This is a genomic window from Shewanella olleyana (assembly GCF_023283825.1).
Taxonomy (GTDB): Bacteria; Pseudomonadota; Gammaproteobacteria; order Enterobacterales; family Shewanellaceae; genus Shewanella; species Shewanella olleyana.
Genome location: NZ_JAKILD010000021.1, coordinates 1 through 18,396, shown reverse-complemented (window position 1 = coordinate 18,396; position 18,396 = coordinate 1). Strand labels below are relative to the sequence as shown.

General features: G+C 42.6%; 18 protein-coding genes. 17 read left to right on the top strand and 1 reads right to left on the bottom strand.

Annotation, left to right across the window (positions count from 1 at the left end; genetic code table 11):
• Positions 1-29: 29 nt before the first annotated feature.
• Genes corC through L2735_RS14940 form a run of 3 tightly spaced genes read left to right on the top strand, consistent with a single transcriptional unit; the run spans position 30 to position 2,975 of the window.
• Positions 30-908, top strand: a complete 879-nt coding sequence (gene corC, locus L2735_RS14950) for a CNNM family magnesium/cobalt transport protein CorC (RefSeq protein WP_248985477.1) — start codon at positions 30-32, stop codon at positions 906-908.
• A gap of 46 nt (positions 909-954) precedes the next feature.
• Complete coding sequence (gene lnt / locus L2735_RS14945) at positions 955-2,484, top strand: apolipoprotein N-acyltransferase (RefSeq protein ID WP_248985538.1); 1,530 nt, start codon at positions 955-957, stop codon at positions 2,482-2,484.
• On the top strand, positions 2,481-2,975 hold the full coding sequence (locus tag L2735_RS14940) for a prepilin-type N-terminal cleavage/methylation domain-containing protein (RefSeq protein ID WP_283104659.1): 495 nt from the start codon (positions 2,481-2,483) through the stop codon (positions 2,973-2,975). Before lnt ends, L2735_RS14940 begins: the two co-directional genes overlap by 4 nt.
• Before the next feature lie 161 nt (positions 2,976-3,136).
• Here L2735_RS14940 and L2735_RS14935 read toward each other — a convergent pair whose 3' ends face one another.
• Complete coding sequence (locus tag L2735_RS14935; RefSeq protein ID WP_248985476.1) at positions 3,137-3,637, bottom strand: zinc ribbon-containing protein; 501 nt, start codon at positions 3,635-3,637, stop codon at positions 3,137-3,139.
• A gap of 119 nt (positions 3,638-3,756) precedes the next feature.
• Here L2735_RS14935 and leuS point away from each other — a divergent pair, with 119 nt between their 5' ends.
• The 14 genes from leuS to lipA all read left to right on the top strand — a co-directional run bounded on the left by leuS (position 3,757) and on the right by lipA (position 18,206).
• Positions 3,757-6,336 (top strand): leucine--tRNA ligase, encoded by a 2,580-nt coding sequence (leuS, locus tag L2735_RS14930; RefSeq protein ID WP_248985475.1) that lies wholly within the window; start codon positions 3,757-3,759, stop codon positions 6,334-6,336.
• 182 nt (positions 6,337-6,518) lie between these two features.
• Complete coding sequence (locus tag L2735_RS14925; RefSeq protein WP_248985536.1) at positions 6,519-7,013, top strand: LPS-assembly lipoprotein LptE; 495 nt, start codon at positions 6,519-6,521, stop codon at positions 7,011-7,013.
• A complete protein-coding gene (gene holA / locus L2735_RS14920; protein WP_248985474.1) occupies positions 7,013-8,044 on the top strand; it encodes a DNA polymerase III subunit delta in 1,032 nt (343 codons plus the stop codon). The genes L2735_RS14925 and holA overlap by 1 nt, the downstream gene beginning before the upstream one ends.
• The gene (nadD, locus tag L2735_RS14915) at positions 8,041-8,712 is read left to right on the top strand and encodes a nicotinate (nicotinamide) nucleotide adenylyltransferase (protein WP_248985473.1); all 672 of its coding nucleotides are present in this window, start codon (positions 8,041-8,043) and stop codon (positions 8,710-8,712) included. Before holA ends, nadD begins: the two co-directional genes overlap by 4 nt.
• 99 nt (positions 8,713-8,811) lie before the next feature.
• Positions 8,812-9,141 carry a ribosome silencing factor gene (rsfS, locus tag L2735_RS14910; RefSeq protein ID WP_102528089.1) on the top strand — a complete coding sequence of 110 codons (330 nt, stop codon included), beginning with the start codon at positions 8,812-8,814 and terminating at the stop codon, positions 9,139-9,141.
• Positions 9,141-9,611, top strand: coding sequence for a 23S rRNA (pseudouridine(1915)-N(3))-methyltransferase RlmH (rlmH, locus tag L2735_RS14905; RefSeq protein WP_055025767.1), 471 nt, complete (start codon positions 9,141-9,143; stop codon positions 9,609-9,611). The genes rsfS and rlmH overlap by 1 nt, the downstream gene beginning before the upstream one ends.
• Positions 9,612-9,705: 94 nt before the next feature.
• Positions 9,706-11,562: a penicillin-binding protein 2 gene (gene mrdA / locus L2735_RS14900; protein WP_248985472.1), complete on the top strand. Its 1,857-nt coding sequence runs from the start codon at positions 9,706-9,708 to the stop codon at positions 11,560-11,562.
• Positions 11,559-12,671, top strand: coding sequence for a rod shape-determining protein RodA (gene rodA / locus L2735_RS14895; protein ID WP_248985471.1), 1,113 nt, complete (start codon positions 11,559-11,561; stop codon positions 12,669-12,671). Before mrdA ends, rodA begins: the two co-directional genes overlap by 4 nt.
• 72 nt (positions 12,672-12,743) lie before the next feature.
• Complete coding sequence (mltB, locus tag L2735_RS14890; RefSeq protein WP_248985470.1) at positions 12,744-13,754, top strand: lytic murein transglycosylase B; 1,011 nt, start codon at positions 12,744-12,746, stop codon at positions 13,752-13,754.
• A 16-nt stretch (positions 13,755-13,770) separates the two neighbouring features.
• Complete coding sequence (locus L2735_RS14885; RefSeq protein WP_248985535.1) at positions 13,771-14,589, top strand: septal ring lytic transglycosylase RlpA family protein; 819 nt, start codon at positions 13,771-13,773, stop codon at positions 14,587-14,589.
• 292 nt (positions 14,590-14,881) lie between these two features.
• Positions 14,882-16,066, top strand: a complete 1,185-nt coding sequence (locus L2735_RS14880; protein WP_248985469.1) for a serine hydrolase — start codon at positions 14,882-14,884, stop codon at positions 16,064-16,066.
• 162 nt (positions 16,067-16,228) lie between these two features.
• Positions 16,229-16,495, top strand: coding sequence for a DUF493 family protein YbeD (gene ybeD, locus L2735_RS14875; protein WP_248985468.1), 267 nt, complete (start codon positions 16,229-16,231; stop codon positions 16,493-16,495).
• Positions 16,496-16,588: 93 nt separating this feature from the next.
• Positions 16,589-17,239 (top strand): lipoyl(octanoyl) transferase LipB, encoded by a 651-nt coding sequence (gene lipB / locus L2735_RS14870; protein WP_248985467.1) that lies wholly within the window; start codon positions 16,589-16,591, stop codon positions 17,237-17,239.
• 1 nt (position 17,240) lies between these two features.
• Positions 17,241-18,206: a lipoyl synthase gene (gene lipA, locus L2735_RS14865; protein WP_248985466.1), complete on the top strand. Its 966-nt coding sequence runs from the start codon at positions 17,241-17,243 to the stop codon at positions 18,204-18,206.
• The last annotated feature ends 190 nt before the right edge of the window (positions 18,207-18,396 follow it).

Sequence of the window (18,396 nt, the reverse complement as noted above, 5' to 3'; positions counted from 1 at the left end):
ACATGCTTCCAATGATTTAGTAAAATATTATGAGTGACGACATCCCACCGAGTACCAACGCCCGTAAAAAAAACTGGATTGACAAAATAGGTCAGTTGTTTCAGGGCGAACCTCAAAATCGCGAAGATCTTGTTGAAGTAATTGCGGGCGCTGAAGAGCGCGACTTAATTACTGAAGATACTCGCGAAATGATGAATGGCGTATTAGAAGTATCAGGATTACGCGTTCGCGATATCATGATCCCTCGTAGCCAAATAGTCACACTACAAATCGACAGTACCGTTGAAGAATTACTAGAAACAGTAATCGAGTCAGCTCACTCTCGTTTCCCTGTAGTAAACGAAGACAAAGACCATATCGAAGGTATTTTGCTTGCAAAAGACTTACTGAAGTATGGCTTCAAGCAATCAGACCAACCTTTCTCGCTACATCAAGTTATTAGACCTGCTGTAGTCGTCCCAGAAAGCAAACGCGTCGATGTGCTACTCAAAGAATTCCGCTCCCAGCGATATCATATGGCCATCGTGGTCGATGAATATGGTGGGGTATCCGGTCTTGTTACTATTGAAGATATCTTGGAAGAAATCGTCGGTGAAATTGAAGATGAGTTCGACCATAGCTCAGTAGAAGATACGGAAATCAAAAAGATCAGTAACACCGTGTTTATGATTAAAGCACGTACACCTATTGATGAATTTAACGAAGCTTGTGGTACCAACTTCAGCGATGAAGAATTTGATACTGTTGGCGGCTTAGTGTCACACGCCTTTGGTCATTTACCAGAGCGTAACGAAAGTGTCCTAATCGATAATATCGAATTTAAAGTCACTAACGCTGATACAAGACGTTTGATTCAACTGAGTGTTAAGTTACCTGATCCTAAACTTCAAGAAGATAACGACGACTAACACTGTGCTTAAAAAACTCAATATCACTAAGTCATCACTGATAAAGATGGTGACGGCTTTTGCTGCGGGCGCAAGTACTACTCTCGCCTTTGCTCCTTACGCAATTTGGGCGTTTTACCCTGCGGCAATGATATTTGTGCTCTATCAAAGCCGACACTTAACCCCGAAAGAGAACTTCTTTCATTGGCTAAGTTTCGGTTTTGGTTGTTTTGCATTTGGCATCAGCTGGGTACATGTCAGCATTGATACTTTTGGCGGGTTACCGCTAATTGTGTCAATGGGACTGATGGGCTTGTTAGCATTATATTTAGCCCTTTATCCTGCTTTAGCGGGTTACCTCACCGCTAAGCTCAGTCAATTCCCCCACTTTAAACACTGGCATAGCGCCTTCCAATATCTTGGTTTATTCCCTGCTCTTTGGGTGCTAACCGAGTGGATGCGTGGTTGGGTATTAACAGGATTTCCTTGGCTGTGGGCTGGCTACAGTCAAACCCAAGGACCGATTTCTGAACTTGGCAGTGTTATTGGCGCGCTAGGATTAAGTTATCTCATCGCTCTGTTTTGTGGCAGCATCGTTTTAGTGTTAAAGAAACGCTTTATTAGCGCTGCAGTCATCACAGCCTCAATTATCTTGGCGACTGTGGTTGCACCTTTAATTTCTGACATTACCCCGCGCGGCGAAACTGTAAAGGTCGCTTTAGTTCAGGGAAATATCGAACAAAGCATGAAGTGGGAGCCAGATGCACTATGGCCAACACTGCTAAAATATATGGACCTAAGTCGTCCAAATTTTGATGCTGATATCGTTGTTTGGCCAGAAGCTGCAGTGCCCGCGCCAGAGTCAATGGTGGGTGACTTTTTACATAACACCGACAAAGTGGCGAACATGAATGACAGCGCCATCATCACAGGTATTATCAGTCTACAGCAGCAAGAATTTTATAACTCGCTTATTGTGCTGGGTAATGCAGATGAATCAGTGCAGCCCCAAGGTGACTATCAAGGCAATGGCATTAATGATTACAAGAAACATCACCTACTGCCTATTGGCGAATTTGTTCCCTTTGAAAGCCTGTTAAGACCCTTAGCGCCATTTTTTAATTTACCGATGTCCTCTTTTGCTCGCGGAGCTTTCCAGCAGCAAAACTTAAATGCCATGGGCTATCAAATTGCCCCTGCATTGTGCTACGAAATTGTGTTTCCTGAACAATTGCGTGCTAATGTTGATAAAGAGACTGATTTACTGTTAACGGTTTCAAATGACGCTTGGTTTGGCGATTCAATTGGTCCATTGCAACACATGGAAATAGCCCAAATGCGCTCAATTGAATTAGGCCGTCCATTGGTTCGAGCAACCAACAATGGCGTCACTGCCGTCGTCGATATACATGGCCGTATAACGCATCAAATCCCTCAATTTCAAGAAGGGGTACTCGTTGCCGATATACCTTTATACGACGGTGAAACTTGGTTTAAACATATTGGCCAAACGCCATTACTACTTCTCTGTGGTTTATTGTTTTTGATAGGGTTAATTCAACAAATCATTCTTTGGAAAAAAGGCCAACGTAATTGAGTTTGAAACGATTTAATCAAGGTTTTACCTTAATAGAGCTTGTGGTGGTCATTATCATTTTGACCATCATAGCCATTATTGCTGCACCGAAGTTCATCAATTTTGCCACTGAAGCCCGTATTAACGCATTATCACAATTACAAAGCAGCGTTAAAGCAGCTAATACCCTCGTTTATGCCCGCACGCAAATGACCAGTATTTCTACCCGAAGTGTCTCAGGTCGTGATGATTTAACCGATATCGATTTAGAAGGCGATGGCAGTTTCAATACCCGTTTAATAAACGGCTATCTTGATAATACTGATATCGAAAAATGGATTGTGTCGATGGACGATTGGGAAATCCAATACCGAGGCGCACCTGAAACTTATATTGGTTATGATCTGGATGACGATGGTGAAGTGCGTAATGACAACTGTTATTTTTTGTACACTCAGGCCAGTAGCGAAACTAACCCGCCAACATACGAAGTTAGTACCACGGGTTGCTAATATGCTCTTTTAACACACTTAATCCATAAAATATTTGTCCATAAATCACTCTTTCATAAAATTAAGCCATAAAACACTATGCCACTTAAGTCAGCTAGCATAGTTGCTTTCTCAAACAATCTCTAAAACCTGGCTGTTATTTGTTTGGAATAAGCTGCACTTTATGGCGTTAGCGCTTCTCGGGTAAACATTTCATTGTCACATTGAGGGCAATCAGGAATTAAGCTCGGAAACTCAATATTCATTTCATGATTACATTCAGTACAAATCACTTTACCTTGGTTAATCACCTCACCAGCCATGTAGAAACCTTTATGTTTAAAGTCTTGGGCGATTTCATGCCACTCAACTTGGCTGCGGTCAGTAATTTCACCTAACCAATGCCAAAGGGTGTTTTCTAAGGTAATCACAGTTGGGCTATAACTGAGATTATCGGCATTTTCGTCTTTTAGGTAACTTGCAATGTCACGCTTTAAAAATTCTTCTACTAAAGCGAGCTCTTCTGCTTTCGCTTCTGACTTCAATTGCAAATAATCTTTACACTGGGTAACCGATGCAAAAAGCCCCTTTGCAGTCAATGAGTTATCTTCATCATAAAGCTGCTTAACTTGCTCGAAAAGCGTGTGATAAAGCGCTAATAACGCTGAACTTCGTCCACTCATAAAAAATACTCCTTCATCTGAACCTTTTTAATGCATCACTTCTAGTTTATTCTATGCAGATCTCACTCGCGCTTTTTAGCGTTAGATCAAACAATGGGCGGCATAGGCCGGAATAGTTGATGCAAGAGCAATATAATCCCTCAGAAATTGAAGCCCTAGTGCAAAAGCACTGGGAAGACAAAAAAACCTTCGAAGTAACAGAAGATGAAAACAAAGAGAAATTTTACTGTCTCTCTATGTTCCCTTATCCATCTGGCCGACTTCACATGGGACACGTCCGTAACTACACCATAGGTGATGTTGTTGCTCGTTACCAACGTTTGCAAGGTAAAAATGTATTACAACCTATTGGTTGGGACTCATTCGGCCTACCTGCTGAAAATGCGGCAATCAATAATAAGACTGCCCCAGCACCGTGGACATACGAAAATATCGACTACATGAAGAACCAACTTAAGTTATTAGGTTTTGGTTATGATTGGAGCCGTGAAATCGCCACATGTACGCCAGAGTACTACCAGTGGGAACAATGGTTCTTCACTCAGCTTTACGAAAAAGGCTTAGTCTACAAAAAGACTGCGTCAGTAAACTGGTGTCCAAACGATGAAACAGTACTCGCCAATGAGCAAGTACAAGACGGTTGCTGCTGGCGCTGTGACACTGAGGTGGTTCAAAAAGAAATTCCTCAGTGGTTCATCAAAATCACCGATTACGCTGAAGAGCTGTTAAATGACATCGATAAGCTAGACGAATGGCCTGAGCAGGTTAAGTCTATGCAACGTAACTGGATTGGCCGCAGTGAAGGTATTGAAATGACCTTTAATGTTGCCGGTAGCGACGACACGTTTGATATCTATACCACTCGTCCAGATACTGTTATGGGCGTCACGTATGTTGCTATTGCAAGTGGTCATCCATTAGCTGAGCAAGCTGCCAAGAACAACCCTGAGTTAGCGGCATTCATCGAAGAATGTAAAAACGTTGATACTACCGAAGCCGCTATGGCTGTAATGGAAAAGAAAGGTGTTGCTACTGGTCTTAATGCCGTTCACCCACTGACTGGAAAAGAAGTGCCAATTTGGGTAGGTAACTTTGTATTAATGAACTACGGTACTGGCGCAGTCATGTCTGTACCTGCTCACGATCAACGTGACTACGAGTTCGCGAAGAAATACAACTTAGCTATTGAAGCTGTGATTAAGCCAGCTGACAGCGAAGTAGACATCAGTGAAGCAGCATATACCGATAAAGGTGTGCTATTTAACTCTGCTGAATTCGATGGTCTTGACTTCCAAGCAGCATTTGATGCCATTGACGCCAAACTGACTGCTGAAGGCAAAGGTAAGCGCCAAGTAAACTTCCGTCTACGTGACTGGGGGGTATCTCGTCAGCGTTACTGGGGCGCGCCAATTCCAATGGTGACCCTTGAAGACGGTACTGTTATGCCAACTCCAGCTGAACAACTTCCGGTTATCCTACCTGAAGATGTGGTCATGGATGGTATTCAAAGCCCAATCAAAGCAGACAAAGAATGGGCTAAAACCGAAGTTAACGGTCAGAGCGCTCTTCGCGAAACAGATACGTTTGATACCTTTATGGAATCTTCTTGGTACTACGCGCGTTACTGTAGCCCGCACGCAGATCAAATGCTTGATCCTGCTAAAGCAAACTACTGGTTGCCAGTGGATCAATACATTGGTGGTATTGAGCATGCTTGTATGCACTTACTGTACTTCCGCTTCTTCCATAAGTTGCTACGTGATATTGGTTTAGTTGACTCTGATGAACCTGCAAAACGCTTATTAACTCAAGGTATGGTTCTAGCTGATGCTTATTACTATAACAACGAGAAAGGCGCACGTGTTTGGGTTTCACCTGCTGATGTGACTGTTCAAGAAACAGATGACAAAGGCCGTGTAGTCAAAGCAGTAGACAATGAAGGTCATGAAGTGGTTTACACTGGCATGAGCAAAATGTCTAAGTCTAAGAATAACGGTATTGACCCACAAGAAATGGTTGATAAATATGGTGCAGACACCGTACGTTTATTCATGATGTTTGCAGCGCCGCCTGAATTAACGCTTGAATGGCAAGAATCAAGTGTTGAAGGTGCGCACCGTTTCATTAAGCGTTTCTGGAAAACTGCACATGATCATGTTGCCCAAGGCGAAGTGGTTGCATTAGACCCTAAAGCACTAGACAACAATCAAAAAGCACTACGCCGTGAACTACATAAAACCATTGCAAAAGTCAGCGATGACATTGAGCGTCGTCAAATGTTCAACACTGCGATTGCTGCAATCATGGAATTAATGAACAAATTGCAAAAAGCGCCGTCTGCCAACGAGCAAGACCGTGCCCTGATGCAAGAAGCATTAACTGCCGTAACGCGTTTACTTTACCCAATCATTCCGCACACTAGCTTTAGTTTGTGGACTGCATTAGGTAACACGACAGATATCGAAGATAGCTTATGGCCAACGGTTGATGAATCAGCATTGGTTGAAGACAGCAAGCTCATCATCGTTCAAGTAAACGGTAAACTTCGCGCTAAAATCACTGTTGCTGCAGATGCTTCTAAAGAAGAAGTTGAAGCGCTCGGTTTAGCCGATGAAAACGTGCAGAAGTTTGTTGATGGTGTAACAGTACGTAAAGTGATTTACGTTCCTGGTAAGCTATTAAATATCGTTGCTAAGTAAACGGTACTGATGTATTTATCATTATCTTTAAGGTAATGATTAATGCTCAACAAATTGCTTAAGTAAACTGTAAGGTTGCTATTAATTAGCAACCTTACTTATTTCCCTGTAATCTATTCTCAGGGTTGCAAAAGCAATTAATTTCAATTTAAAACTTAAGTAAAAGGATGCCAATAACAGTGATGCTAATAAAACGCATTAGCTTGGCAATGATGGCGCTGGTTATTCTAACCACTGCAGGTTGCGGCTTTAAATTACAACGCAGTTATTCAATACCAGCAGAGCTTGAAGAGTTACACTTAAGCACTAACGATCAATACAGTGAACTTTCTCGTTTGGTTAACGATCGATTACGAATTCACGCTATTTCTACAGTCCCTGCATCTGATACCACAGCGACTTTAAGACTGGTTAATGACTCTCTTGAACGTGCCACTTTGTCTTTATACCCAACGGGTAACGTTGCAGAGTACGAGCTTATTTATCTGGTCAATTATTCAGTGACCTTACCAGGATCAGAGCCACAGTCATTCCAAACTGAAATTCGTCGTGATTACCAAGACGATCCTCGTACAGCACTGGCTAAAAGCCGTGAAATGGATATGTTGGTAAAAGAAATGCGCATACAAGCAGCTGACAATATTATTCAAACTCTGGCCTCAATCGAGGTGAATTGATGCGGGTTTATCCTGATCAACTAGGCCAACACCTTAAAAGTCCTCAAGGTTGTTACCTTTTATTCGGTGATGATCCTTGGCTTATTGAGAACTGTAAAAGCCAAATCTTAGTGGCCGCAAAAAAACATGGCTTTGATGAACGTGTTCATTTAACTCAAGAAACTGGCTTTAGCTGGAATGATTTAATTCAAGAATGGCAATCAATGAGCTTATTTGCCAGCCGTCGCATTATCGAGCTGACCTTACCCCAAGCTAAACCTGGCGCCGAAGGTTCTGCTGCATTTATTTCAATGATGCAAAACCCAAACCCAGACATCATCTTGTTAATTCATGGCCCTAAGCTTTCAGCCGAAACTAAAAGTAAGTGGTTTAAAACCCTTGATGCCGCTGGTATTTATTTACCCTGTACCACGCCAGAAGGTAAGCAGTTTCAGCGTTGGTTAGATAACCGTATCAGTCATTACAAGTTACACGTGCAGATAGATGCGAAAGCCATGCTGTTTAACTTGTTTGAAGGTAACTTGTTAGCTGCAGAGCAAGCATTACAGTTATTACAATTATTAAGCCCCAATGAGCCCATTCATAGTGACCATTTAACCGATTACTTTGAAGACCAATCACGCTTTACGGTATTTCAACTGACCGATGCGTTACTGGGCAATCATCAAAAACATGCCCAACATATGATAGTGCAGCTCAAGGGCGAAGGCACTGCTATGCCTATTTTGATGTGGGCACTGTTTAAAGAGTTAAACGTACTATTAAGCCTTAAAACTGCCGTTGAGCAAGGCGCACAACTTAACAGCCTGTGGCAGCAACACCGTATTTGGGATAAACGTAAGCCTTTATACCAAGCGGCATTAACACGTTTGACCCTTAGCCAAATCGAACACATGCTAGCATTCGCATCAAAAATGGAAATGAACCTTAAGCAACATGGCATCGAAGATTGGACTGCTATGAGCCATTTATGTTTGTTGTTTGATCCTAATGCGCACCGACGTCTAGCCCATATAGAACTGCAGACATGAAAATAGGTTTACTCGGTGGCACCTTTGACCCCATTCACTTTGGCCATATCAAACCAGCTTTAGAAGTTAAGCAACGCCTTGGGCTCGATAAAGTCTGGTTAATGCCAAATCATATTCCCCCCCACAAACAAACGACCCAAGTCAGCAGCCAGCATCGACTCGCAATGACTCAACTGATTTGTCAGCAATATGATGAATTTGAAGTGTGCGATATTGAAATAAATCGTGATACACCCTCCTACACAGCAACAACCTTGCAGCTACTTACTAAGCAATATCCACAGCACCAGTTTTACTTCATCATGGGGACTGACTCCTTTATCCAATTTCAATCATGGTACCAATGGCAGTCGATATTGAAATTATGCAATGTCGTTGTATGCCAGCGCCCGGGCTGGCAATTAGATAAAACCAGTCCGATGGCAGCAATACTCGAACAAAACATAGCTGTTTCAGCGTCGGCAAAGACAGGTAAAATTTTTCCTGTCGACGTAAATTTACAAGACATCTCATCAACTGAAATTCGACATATCCTCAATCAAAATGGACAAAAGAGTTTTGGCTTCACTCCAACTTCAAAAACGTCAAACGTTGCAGAAGTCTCTCATATGTTGCCAAATGTGATCCAAGAGTACATTTTCGAACATCATCTGTACCAAATTAAGTAAAACCGATTTTAGATGCTTAATTGAACACGGCTTCAATTGCGCTAGCATGGGTATTTTGCGTATAATGCTCCGTTATTTTTACATATTGAGGTAAGTGACGTGCAGAGCACGGAATTAAAAGATTTTGTTGTCGATAAAATTGACGACCTAAAAGCCAAAGACGTTGTGGTATTAGACGTGGCAAACCAATCACACATTACTGATTACATGGTAATTTGTTCAGGTACATCAAAAACTCATGTTCGTGCAATCGCCGAAAACATGATTGTTGAAGCTAAAACTGCTGGCAACCAACCTTTAGGTGTTGAAGGCCGTGATAGCAGCGAATGGGTTCTGGTTGATTTAGGTGGCGTAATCTTACACGTAATGCAGCAGCAAACACGTGAGTTTTATGACCTAGAAAAGCTATGGACTGAAAACGACGCCTAATGAAGTTACAACTGATTGCTGTTGGCACTAAGATGCCAGATTGGGTAACCCGCGGGTTTGAAGAGTACCAACGCCGATTTCCTCGAGATATGGCGCTAGAACTCATCGAGATCCCAGCAGGAAAGCGCGGTAAAAATGCTGATATAGCACGCATTCTTCAAAAAGAAGGCGAACTTATGCTAGCAGCAGTGCCCAAAGGCAATCACATTGTAAGCCTAGATTTGCCTGGCAAGAACTGGGAAACGCCCCAGCTTGCTCAGCAACTCAGTAAATGGCAACTTGATGGCCGCGATGTCAGTTTATTGATTGGCGGTCCTGAAGGTCTTGCTCCAGATTGCAAAGCTGCCGCTAGTCAAAGTTGGTGTTTATCAGCGCTCACGCTACCCCATCCATTAGTTCGAGTTTTGGTTGCAGAAAGCCTTTATCGAGCATGGAGCATAAATAACAACCACCCCTACCACAGAGAATAATCCTTATTGGTAAACCTCTGGTAAAAGTGAAGTTAATTCAGCTAATATAGCTATTCTGAATTTTTCAGCCTGAACCCTATCGGAGATAGCTTAAGTGTCGCCAAAAAAGCGCATTGCCATGCACGACCACGCTGCCGAGGCGTCGCTATTCAAACGTCGTGCTTTGTTCACTTTCCTGTGCGTGTTTATCTTAATCAGTTTATTGCTTTCCAACTTGTATCAGTTGCAAGTCGTCTCATATCAAGATTATGAAACTCGCTCTAACGATAACCGTATCCGTGTTGTCCCAGTTGCCCCAAGTCGTGGGCTGATTTACGACAGACATGGTCAGCTTTTAGCTGAAAACCAACCTTTTTATACCCTTGAACTTATCCCTGAAAAAGCACAAGACATTACCGCTTCACTAGATAAACTCAACGAATATATTGAATTAAGCGCAGATGAACGTGAGGCCATCACCGAAAGACTTCGCTACCATCGCCGCTTTAAGCCGTTAACAATCAAGTCGCGTTTAACCGAAGAACAGGTCGCGACTTTTAGCGTCAATCAACACCAATTTCCAGGTTTTAGAGTCGAAGCAGGACTTAAACGTCATTACCCTTATGAAGGTTTGATGACTCATGTATTGGGTTATGTGGGTAAAATTAATACCCGAGACAAAACTTCGCTTGAAAAGTCTGGCCAGTGGAAGAATTACGCTGCAACCAATGATATTGGTAAGCAAGGCATTGAAAAGTTTTATGAAAGCCTATTGCTCGGCAAACCGGGACATTTAGAAGAAGAAGTCAATAACCGTGGCCGCGTCATCAGAACGCTTAAAGCTACGCCACCGACACCAGGCCAAGACATTTACTTGACCTTAGATTTAAAGCTTCAACAAAAAGCCATGGAGTTACTGAATGGTCGCCGAGGTTCAGTGGTGGCAATCGATCCACAAGATGGTGGCGTATTGGCTATGGTATCAAGTCCGAGTTACGATCCTAACTTATTCGTACATGGTATAAGCTCGAAGGCTTACAGCGCGCTGTTAAATGATAAATCTAGGCCGCTTATTAACCGTGCGACTCAAGGCCAATACTCTCCTGCTTCAACCATTAAACCCCACGTTGCCTTGTTAGGGCTGGAAGAAAAAACCATTACCGAAAAAACGCGCATTTGGGATCCAGGGTTTTGGCAAATTCCTAACGTTGAACGAAAGTATCGAGATTGGAAACGCTGGGGTCATGGCTGGGTTGATGTTTATAGTTCAATAATGGACTCATGTGACACCTTTTTTTATGACCTCGCTTACAAAGTCGGTGTCGATAAAATGGCTGAGTTCATGTCTAAATTTGGTTTTGGTGAACCAACGGGGATCGACATTTACGAAGAAGCCAACGGCATCATGCCTTCTAAAGATTGGAAACGTATGCGCTATAACCAACCTTGGTATATCGGCGATACTATCTCGGTGGGTATTGGACAAGGCTATTGGACAAGTACGCCTTTACAGCTTACTAATGCGGCCACCATTCTAGCTAATCGTGGCCAGCGCTTTACGCCGCATTTGCTGAAATCATTCAAAGATGAAACCGCTAAAATCGATAGCCCAATCGATGAAAGAGAGCCAATAACCCTTAACGATGAAAACAACTGGGAAATTATCAACGAAGCTATGCGCCGCACAGCCGATAAATCTCGCTTTACCGATGCCAGTTACACTGCGGCAATGAAAACCGGTACAGCACAGGTATTCAGTGTGGCACAAGATGCCAAGTATGATTCGGAAACCGTTGCTGAACACTTAAAAGATAACGCATTAATCATTGCTTACGCACCATACGAAAACCCTAAAATTGTATTAGCTGTTGTGCTAGAAAATGCAGGTTGGGGTGGTGTTAATGCAGGCCCCGTTGCCCGCGCCTTATTGGATGAATATATGTTACGTGACGAATGGTTGGTGGCAGAATGAATACATCTCACCACCCCCATAAAAAGAACATTTGGCAAAAGCTACACATAGACTTGCCGTTATTATTAGGCTTATTGGCGCTAATGGTATTTGGTCTATTCGTCATTTACTCTGCCAGCGGCGAAGATGCTGCGATGATGGAAAGACAACTCGTTCGTTTAAGCTTGTCGCTGTGTGTGATGTTTGTATTTGCACAAATCAACCCAGAAATACTGCGGCGATGGGCACTGCCTATTTACATTGCTGGCATCATTTTGCTTCTTGGGGTGCACTTTTTTGGCACCATCAACAAAGGAGCACAGCGCTGGTTAAACCTTGGGTTTATGGAGTTTCAGCCGTCTGAGCTAATCAAACTCGCCTTCCCTATTACCATGGCTTGGTACATTAGTAAGTTTCCACTGCCGCCTAAAAAGCGTTACCTTGCTGGCGGTTTAGTCATTCTATTAATTCCAACACTGTTAATTGCAAAGCAACCTGATTTAGGCACCTCAATTCTAGTCGCTGCATCAGGTGTATTCGTGTTGTTTCTATCAGGAATGAGCTGGGTGATTGTTGGCAGTTGTGTTGCTGCAGTTCTCGCATTACTGCCAATTTTATGGTTCTTCTTGATGCATGATTACCAGCGAACTCGAGTAATGACCTTGTTCGACCCTGAGCGCGACCCATTGGGCGCGGGATACCATATTATCCAATCCAAAATCGCGATTGGCTCAGGCGGTTTATGGGGTAAAGGTTGGCTACAAGGCTCGCAATCTCAGTTAGAGTTTTTGCCTGAAAGACACACAGACTTTATTTTTGCGGTGATCGGTGAAGAGTTTGGTTTAATTGGTAGTTTAATATTACTGGCCTTATACATGTATATTATTGGCCGTGGGTTAGTTATTGCATCACGGGCGCAAACCAGTTTTGCTCGTTTACTTGCAGGCAGTATTACGCTGACTTTCTTCGTTTATATCTTCGTTAATATTGGTATGGTATCAGGCTTATTACCAGTTGTTGGTGTACCGCTGCCTTTGGTCAGTTATGGTGGTACTTCCATGATGACCTTGATGATAGGTTTTGGAATATTAATGAGTATTCATACCCATAGACGTTTCATAGACCGTTAAGTTTTGCCCTGTATATTCAATTATCGGCTGAAAAGCCAGACTGAAGATACCAAGATAACAAAAGGATTGTTAATGCATTTTAAAACAACATTTGCTGCGGGTTTAGCCTTATTACTTAGTTGCTCAAGTATTCAAGCAACCGAGATAGACTCAGCAGACAGCCCAGAAGTCACGGCACTTAAACAAGCATTTATTACTGAGCAAGTGAGCAAAGGCTTTTCAGAACAGGAAGTCACTGAGTTTCTCACCACAGCCAATCATAACCAAGCCGTATTAGATGCTATATCTAAACCTTGGGAAGCCAAGCCTTGGCATCAGTACTATCCTATTTTTCTAACGGATAAACGCTTAGAAAAAGGCTTAGCTTTTTGGCATGACAATGCCGAAACCATCAAAAAAGCGGCAGATAAGTTTCAAGTCGACCCGCAAATCATAGTCGCGATTATTGGTATAGAAACCTTTTATGGTGGTTATATGGGCAACTATAAAGTCCAAGATGCGCTATACACTCTTGGGTTTTATTACCCACCAAGAGCGACCTTTTTCCGTAGTGAATTTGGCAACTTAATGTCATTGGTTAAAGAAGAGCAATTAGATAATGACAACCTAAAAGGCTCTTATGCAGGGGCAATGGGTTTTGGCCAATTTATTCCATCAAGCTACCGTCATTACGCCGTTGATTTCAGTGGTGATGGCCGTCGTGACTTACTGAATAATAAACAAGATGCTATTGGCAGTGTGGCGAACTACTTCCATCAACATGGTTGGCAACGTGGCGCACCTGTCACATTAGAATTAAACCATACCGTTGACACAGCCCCTAAAGCTAAAGTCTGGGTGAAAGGTAAGCCGACTCAAACTGTTGGTGACATTTTATCGCCAACCTTGAGCTTAGCTAAAGCGAAAGATATCGATGCCTCCCAACCTGCTTTATTGGTTAAATTGGAACAACCAGAAGCCACTGAATACTGGTTAGGTTTAAACAACTTTTATGTGATTACGCGTTATAACCGCAGCCCGTTATATGCCATGGCCGTTTATCAATTCAGCCAACAGTTAGAAGCTGCTTATAATGCAAAATAAACTGAGTATTTCGTCAATGACACTGAAAAATAACCTTATCACTATTGGTACGTTGAGCTTAATAACACTGCTTAGTGCATGTTCAAGCTCCTCACCTACCAGCCAAGATGATCGTTATCAGATGAAAAACGACCGTGCGCCTCAAAGTGCGCCAGATGTCAGTAAAGTTGAAGACGCTCACCCTAAATACGAGCCATATAGCCGCCAAGGCAATAAACGAACTTATACGGTTCGCGGAAAGTCTTATACAGTCATGCCAAGCGCCAAAGATTTTAGCCAAAGTGGTTATGCGTCTTGGTACGGCTCAAAGTTTCATGGCCATTTAACCTCAAATGGTGAAACCTACGACATGTATTCTATGTCGGCGGCGCACAAAACCTTGCCGTTACCGAGTTACGTTAAAGTCACTAACGAAGCTAATAATAAACAAGTGATAGTGCGTGTGAATGACCGTGGGCCTTTCCATGAAGGTCGCATCATCGATTTATCTTATGCTGCCGCTTACAAGCTCGATATGCTTGGAAGTGGTACGGCCAAAGTGAATATTGAAACGATTCACATAGAATCACCAGAGTCGATGGCGCTGGATGAACTCAAAGACGATAGCATTCACATCATTCAAGTGGTCGCCTCTAAAGATCAGGTTCGAATTAATGTGCTCGCAAAAGAGCTTGAAGCTAAGTATCAAGTCCCAGCTTCTGTTGAATCGGCTAATGGGTTTTATCGCTTATTGCTGGGTCCAATAGGACAAGGTTATTTAGCGAATAAATTGCTGCTGAAAATTAAGCAAGACGGCTACCCACAGAGCTATTTACGAACGCCAACTAAAAAGTAACCACCAAATGATTACTTTTTCATTGGGATAGTTAATTGAAATAGTTAATTGAGATAGTTAATCGAGATAGTTATTTGGGCTAGCTCACTTAATTCGCCCCTTTAAGTAGACGTGTTAAGGAACCTTAATGCCAAATTGAGGTCGACTAATGATATAATCTTTTTAATTGTGTCGTTTAACTATGTAAATCAGTTGAAGTAGCTAGCTACTTTTTATTTAACTCGCTGTAATATAATTAAATATTTTATAAACGACTTACCTCTTTCATGACTAACCAGAGATGTGCAACTCAATGAAGAATATTGTTAACACTCCGCTTAAATCTTTGCTGCTGCTTTCCGCTGTATCTGTATCTTTTTCTTCTCTAGCAGCCAACGCACCCATGGTTATGCCTAATGCGCCTACAGTAGCCGCTAAAGCTTACGTTTTAATGGATTACAACTCAGGCCGCGTTATCGCTGAAAGTAATGCCTACGAATCACTAAACCCTGCTAGCTTAACTAAAATGATGACCAGCTATGTAATTGGTCATGAAGTAAAAGTGGGTAATATCTCTCTTGAAGATGAAGTGACCATCAGTAAAAAAGCGTGGTCAAAAAACTTCCCAGACTCTTCAAAAATGTTTATTGAAGTCGGTAAAAAAGTTACCGTAGAAGATCTTAACCGCGGCATCATTATCCAATCAGGTAACGACGCTTGTGTTGCAATGGCTGAGCACATTGCAGGGACCGAAGACGGCTTCGTTGATTTAATGAACTCATGGTCAAAGCAGCTGGGTATGACCCAAAGTTACTTTGAAAACTCACATGGTTTAGATTCTGACAATCACAAAACTACCGCTTACGACATGGCATTATTAGGCGCAGCCTTAATCCGTGACGTACCAGATGAGTACCGTGTTTACTCTGAGAAATCATTCACTTTTAATGGGATCAAACAATACAACCGTAACGGCTTATTGTGGGATAACAGTTTAAACGTTGACGGCATTAAAACCGGTCATACATCTGGCGCAGGTTATAACCTAGTATCATCAGCCACTAATGATGGTATGCGTTTAATTACGGTTGTAATGGGTACAAACAGCGAATCAGCACGTAAAGCTGAAAGCAAAAAACTGCTTAATTATGGTTTCCGATTCTTTGAATCAATTACTCCTTATAAAGCTGGCGATACGTTCGTAACCCAAAAAATCTGGTACGGCGATCGTGAAACCGTTGATTTAGGTGTAGTGACTGACACACCAATCACCATCAACCGTGGCCAAGCTAAAAACTTAGAAGCAAACTTTGAGCTAACTAAGCCGCTAACAGCACCTTTAGCAAAAGGCGAAACCGTTGGTCGTATCTTCTTCCAACTAAACGGCAAAGACATTGCAGAGTTCCCACTGGTCACGCTTAACGAAGTTAACGAAGGTAGCTGGTTCAGTAAGTTAATGGATTACTTTAAGCAAATGTTTGAAGGTTGGTTTAGTTAAGCTATACCCGCAATTAATCAGATATTTAAAGCTACCTTTGGGTAGCTTTAATTTTTTGCGCTAAGGATAAATACACAGACTCTGTGTTATAGGCCTTGTATTACAGTATAATTCCCCCATATAGAACTGATAGCACTTATTACAACTGCAGAGAGCAAACACATGTTAGAAACAAACTTTGGCGAACTAATGGAATTTCCGAATTCTTGCCCATTCAAAGTCATTGGCACAGCAGATGATACCCTTGCTGATCGCATTGTCGCTGTAGCTCAACAACTTGCTCCAGGTGACTATGCACCGACTGTAAAAGCCTCAAGCAAAGGGACTTACTACGCAGTTTCAATCCGTATTACCGTCACCAGCAAAGAGCATATTGAAAAAGTTTATACCGACCTTGCTGCAATTGAAGGCGTAAACCGCGTACTGTAATCACCAACAAAACGTGATCAACCTAACACTTTGATGTCATTTTGGTGTTAGGTGCGTATAATAAGCCATCTTTTTTGAGGGGAGAGGTTGCCCTTGCAAACTCAAGCGTTACATATCAGACATCTTGGCCGTCAAGATTACGAATCCGTGTGGCATGCAATGCAGGCTTATACCGATAATCGTGATAGCGACAGCAACGACGAATTGTGGATTGTTGAACACTCGCCCGTATTCACCCAAGGCCAAGCAGGCAAAAGCGAGCATATCCTCAACCCCGGTGACATCCCAGTTATCCAAGTCGACCGTGGCGGGCAAGTAACCTACCACGGACCAGGCCAACTAGTTGTCTATCCACTTATCGACATAAAACGCGGTAAACTCGGTGTCAGACAATTAGTGAACAATATTGAGCAAAGTATTGTTGATATGCTGGCAATGTACGATGTGAACGCCTACGCCAAAGCAGATGCCCCAGGGGTATATGTTGATGAGCGTAAAGTTGCCTCTCTAGGACTTCGTATTCGTAAAGGCTGTTCTTTCCACGGCCTAGCACTCAATGTCGATATGGATTTAGCCCCGTTTCAGCGTATTAACCCTTGCGGTTATGCGGGACTGGAAATGGTGCAATGCAAAGCGTTAGGCGGTCCACAAACCGTTGAAGAAGCTGGCGATAAACTGATTCAAACATTAAGCAAAGTATTGGGCTACCAAGAACTTGTACATCATCAAGGATTAGCAGAATAATATGAATAGGCCTGAAAGATTACAACCTGGCGTAAAACTGCGTGATGCCGAAAAAGTCGCACGTATTCCAGTAAAAGTGGTTCCTTCTGAAAAAGAAACCATGTTGCGCAAGCCAAATTGGTTACGCGTTAAGTTACCTGCTTCAAATCAGCGTATTACTGATATTAAGTCTGCTTTACGTAAAAACGGCTTACATTCAGTATGTGAAGAAGCATCTTGCCCTAACCTAGCAGAGTGCTTTAACCACGGTACAGCGACCTTTATGATTTTAGGTGCTATTTGTACTCGTCGTTGTCCTTTCTGTGACGTTGCCCACGGCCGCCCACTTAAGCCTGATGCTGCTGAGCCTAAAAAGCTTGCGCAAACCATCAAAGACATGAAGCTTAAATACGTGGTGATTACCTCCGTTGACCGTGATGATTTGCGTGATGGCGGCGCACAGCACTTTGCTGATTGTATCCGTGAAATCCGTATTTTAAATCCGCATATCAAAATCGAGATTTTAGTACCTGATTTCCGTGGTCGTATTGATGCTGCGCTAGACATTATTGCTACTGAGCCACCTGATGTATTCAACCATAACCTTGAGACTGCGCCTAAGCATTACCGTAAAGCGCGTCCAGGTGCGAACTATCAGTGGTCGTTAGATTTGCTGAAGCGATTTAAAGAGCGTCACCCAGACGTACCGACTAAATCGGGCTTAATGATGGGGTTAGGTGAAACTAACGAAGAGATTGCACAAGTACTTCGTGACTTACGTAGCCATGATGTGGAAATGCTAACCTTAGGTCAGTACTTACAACCATCTAAATTCCATTTGCCGGTTGAACGTTACGTACCGCCAGCAGAATTTGATGAGTTAAAAGATTTGGCTGACGAGCTGGGCTTTACCCACGCAGCGTGTGGCCCACTAGTTCGTTCAAGTTACCATGCTGATCTACAAGCTCAAGGTAAAGAAGTTAAATAATGTTTTGTTAGGCACTAACACTGCTAACTCTCAATGCTAACTCTCAGCTTATAAAACAAAAACAGCGCCTATGGCGCTGTTCAGATTAATGACAAACCCCCACTTTTTTTAAGTGGGGGTTTTATTTTATTGGTTTATACGCATTTCACGACGTTTATTTAAAAACACATCTTGAGCAATATTGTTGGTT

Excerpts from the sequence above, each read along its gene's own strand:
- mltB (WP_248985470.1), top strand. The coding sequence starts at position 12,744 with ATGCATTTTAAAACAACATTTGCTGCGGGTTTAGCCTTATTACTTAGT.
- corC (WP_248985477.1), top strand. The coding sequence starts at position 30 with ATGAGTGACGACATCCCACCGAGTACCAACGCCCGTAAAAAAAACTGG.
- L2735_RS14935 (WP_248985476.1), bottom strand. The coding sequence starts at position 3,637 with ATGAGTGGACGAAGTTCAGCGTTATTAGCGCTTTATCACACGCTTTTC.
- lipA (WP_248985466.1), top strand. The coding sequence starts at position 17,241 with ATGAATAGGCCTGAAAGATTACAACCTGGCGTAAAACTGCGTGATGCC.
- ybeD (WP_248985468.1), top strand. The coding sequence starts at position 16,229 with ATGTTAGAAACAAACTTTGGCGAACTAATGGAATTTCCGAATTCTTGC.
- rlmH (WP_055025767.1), top strand. The coding sequence starts at position 9,141 with ATGAAGTTACAACTGATTGCTGTTGGCACTAAGATGCCAGATTGGGTA.
- holA (WP_248985474.1), top strand. The coding sequence starts at position 7,013 with ATGCGGGTTTATCCTGATCAACTAGGCCAACACCTTAAAAGTCCTCAA.
- rodA (WP_248985471.1), top strand. The coding sequence starts at position 11,559 with ATGAATACATCTCACCACCCCCATAAAAAGAACATTTGGCAAAAGCTA.
- L2735_RS14885 (WP_248985535.1), top strand. The coding sequence starts at position 13,771 with ATGACACTGAAAAATAACCTTATCACTATTGGTACGTTGAGCTTAATA.
- lnt (WP_248985538.1), top strand. The coding sequence starts at position 955 with ATGGTGACGGCTTTTGCTGCGGGCGCAAGTACTACTCTCGCCTTTGCT.
- L2735_RS14880 (WP_248985469.1), top strand. The coding sequence starts at position 14,882 with ATGAAGAATATTGTTAACACTCCGCTTAAATCTTTGCTGCTGCTTTCC.
- L2735_RS14925 (WP_248985536.1), top strand. The coding sequence starts at position 6,519 with ATGCTAATAAAACGCATTAGCTTGGCAATGATGGCGCTGGTTATTCTA.
- leuS (WP_248985475.1), top strand. The coding sequence starts at position 3,757 with ATGCAAGAGCAATATAATCCCTCAGAAATTGAAGCCCTAGTGCAAAAG.
- nadD (WP_248985473.1), top strand. The coding sequence starts at position 8,041 with ATGAAAATAGGTTTACTCGGTGGCACCTTTGACCCCATTCACTTTGGC.